Here is a 1,102-nt window from a genome sequence, read left to right on the forward strand (position 1 = left end):
CGCCGGCGGCACACCGAAGATGCCGCTCGGCGGCCCGCTCGTCGCCGTCCCGCAGCCGCGCGATGGCGACCTGGAGCGCCGCCTCGGTGTGTCCGGCGGCAGCCGCCCGCTCGTACCAGACGAGCGCCTTCACGTCGTCGCCCCGCCCGGCGAACAGGATGCCCAGGTTGAAGGCTGCGTCCACGCTGCCGGCCTCCGCCGCCTTGGAGAACCACGGCTCGGCCCCGGACGCGTCACCGACCTGCAGCAGCAGGATGGCCAGCGCGTTCGCCGCCTCCCGGTGCCCGGCGTACGCGGCCCGCCGGTACCACTGTTCGGCCTGAGCCGTCCGCCCCTGCTCGGCGCAGAGCAGCCCGAGGTTGTACGCCCCGTTGACATCACCGGCGTCCATCGCGGCCCGGTACCACCGCTCGGCGGTCTGCGTCTCACCACGCTCGGCGTGCAGCGCGCCCAGGGCGTTCGCGGCGTTGCCGTCGCCGTCCTGGGCGGCCCGCAGCCACCACACGGCCGCGCTCTCGGTGTCGCCCGCGTCCCGCAGCAGGAACCCGAGCGCGCACGCGGCGCGCGGCTCGCCGTCCTTGGCGGAGGTCAGGTACCAGCGGCCGGCCTCCTTGAGCTCCCCGCGCCGCTCCAGGATCGCCCCGAGGTGCAGGGCGGCCCGCCGGTGGCCGCGCGCGGCGGCCTGGCGGTACCACTGCTCGGCCTCCTCGGCGGCGGCTCCCCCGACACCGTTGTCGACGCCGGGCTCCCGCGCCCGCACGGCGGCACGACCTTCCCGTACGACGGGACGGCCCTCGCGGGCGGCCTCACGGCTCGCACTTCCGATCTCGAACGCCGCGCGCGCGATTCTGCGCCCCTCGCGCACGGCCGCGCGCTCCTCCTGCTCGGCGAGTTCACCGAGCGCCCGCGCGAGCCGGTACGCGGCCTCACGGTGCCCTCGCTCGGCGGCGACCCGCATCCACTGCTCGGCGGAGGCGTCACTGCGGTGCTCCAGCAGGTCGGCGAGGGCGTACGCGCCCAAGGCGTGCCCCTGCTCGGCGGACTGGCGCAGCCAGTACTCGGCGGCCGGTTCGTCGCCGCGCTCGCGGTGGTGCCGGCCGAG

At 76.9% G+C, this 1,102-nt stretch carries 1 protein-coding gene; it reads right to left on the reverse strand.

What is annotated here, in order from left to right; all coding sequences use genetic code 11:
• Nucleotides 1-1,102 (reverse strand): tetratricopeptide repeat protein (locus AWZ10_RS46860; protein WP_167366062.1); only part of this gene is annotated, 1,102 nt, incomplete at both ends.

This window comes from Streptomyces europaeiscabiei, assembly GCF_001550375.1.
GTDB lineage: Bacteria > Actinomycetota > Actinomycetes > Streptomycetales > Streptomycetaceae > Streptomyces > Streptomyces europaeiscabiei.